This is a genomic window from Flavobacterium ajazii (genome assembly GCF_010614725.1).
Classification (GTDB): domain Bacteria; phylum Bacteroidota; class Bacteroidia; order Flavobacteriales; family Flavobacteriaceae; genus Flavobacterium; species Flavobacterium ajazii.
Genome location: NZ_JAAEHL010000027.1, coordinates 1 through 1,688, shown reverse-complemented (window position 1 = coordinate 1,688; position 1,688 = coordinate 1). Strand labels below are relative to the sequence as shown.

Genomic DNA, 1,688 nt, shown 5'->3' with positions numbered 1-1,688 from the left:
AACGTCAGTTCGTCTAAAAACCCTTTTTAGTTAACTACGTTTACCCAAAAATAGTTATTTACACGAGTTGTAAGTGATTTTAATTTAAAATTTCATAAAAGGAGTTTTCTTTTTCATGAAAAAGAAAAGAGTTTAAAAATACTAAAAATAGCTCATAGCAACTCAAAAAATAAAGAGCAAAGCCTTTTAGGTGCTTTTGGAACTGATTTTGGCTAACAAGATTAAATATCCGGCGCAGATTGTAAGCTGCGAAGATGAGTCCCACATCAGCAGAGGCGTGTTTTATCGATTTTTTGGTCATGATGTAGTAAAAGTCCCATTGACGTTTAATCGTTCCATAAGGGTGTTCTACAATGGCTTGCCGTTTTCGGTAGATTTCTTTGTTTACTTCAATACGCTTTTTGTTGGCATCCATCAAATCGGCATGTTCGCTGCGTTCTATAAGTCGCCCTTTGGCGTTTTTGGTGCAACGGGCAAAGAATTCACAAGTCAAACAAGCCGAAGTTTTGTAATGCTTGATTTTATTGGTGGTTTTTCCGTTCTTTTTAGTGTACCATCTTGCGTTGGTAGTTAGTATTTTATTGGCAGGACAAATATAGCTGTCGCTAGTTTTGTCATAGGTAAAATGCTCCACATCAAAATCCACATCAGGGGCATGAGCCGAGGCCGCCGGAACCGCTACCATCACTTCCACACCATGTCGGTCGGCATAGGTAAACTCGGTTCCGGTATAATAGCCTTTGTCGTAGAGAATGGTAAACTCGGATTGTCCTAAAATAGTTTTGGTTCGTCTAACCATGTTTCCCATGGCTTTGGAATCGTTTACATTGGTGACTTTAAAATCAATCGGAATGTTGTGTTTGGCATCTACCGTGGTTTGTACGTTGTAGGCGACTTCGGTAATGTTGTTTCGGGTGATGAGTAGCCTACTATCAGGATCGGAAGTGGATATTTGAACCGCATCGGTAGTTTCCAATTCTTTTTTCATTTGCTCATACTTGGTTTTCTGAGCCATGTGTTTGTTGATTTTTTTGTTGATTTGGTCCTCAGAAACATCACCATCTTGTGAGGCTAAAATTTGGGTATATTCTTCGAGTTTACTGTCGATGTAGGCAATGTGTTTTTCAATTTTATTGGGATTGAAATTATTCTTTTTAGAGTTCTGAGCTCTGAGTTTGGTACTGTCCCCAGCGAGTAAAGTTCCTCCAATGAGTTCAAAATCCTGTGCCAGGGAAACGGTTTTTCGGAACACTTTCCGGATGGACTTTTCGTTGTTTTTTCTAAAATTGGCAATGGTATTGTGATCGGGAACCAACCCACGTAAAAGCCACATTACTTCGAGATTCCGCCCACATTCTTTCTCCAATTGTCTTGAAGAGCGAATACGATTAAGATAGCCGTAAATAAAAAGTTTTAAGAGTTCGGAAGGATGATAGGCAGGTCTTCCGTTTTCAATAAAATCGGTTTTAAAGCCAAGCTCCTTAAAAGCTAAAGAACTCACAAAAACTTCAATTAAACGGACTTCATTCTCGGGAGTTACAGCCTGATTCAGGCTAAAAAACTCCAATTGGTTGCGGTCTTTTCCTTGGATAAATTTCATATAAAAAGATACGAAATATCCAGGTTTTAGCCAAGTTTTAAGCCAATGAATTTAAAGTGAAAAGGGAGGTTTTTAGACAGTTTGACGT

1 protein-coding gene is annotated in these 1,688 nt (G+C 38.7%); it reads right to left on the bottom strand.

Annotation, left to right across the window (positions count from 1 at the left end; translation table 11 throughout):
• Positions 1–79: 79 nt before the first annotated feature.
• Positions 80–1,600, bottom strand: coding sequence for an IS1182 family transposase (locus tag GWR14_RS23650; protein ID WP_246236383.1), 1,521 nt, complete (start codon positions 1,598–1,600; stop codon positions 80–82).
• Positions 1,601–1,688: the final 88 nt, after the last annotated feature.

Excerpts from the sequence above, each read along its gene's own strand:
- GWR14_RS23650 (WP_246236383.1), bottom strand. The coding sequence starts at position 1,600 with ATGAAATTTATCCAAGGAAAAGACCGCAACCAATTGGAGTTTTTTAGC.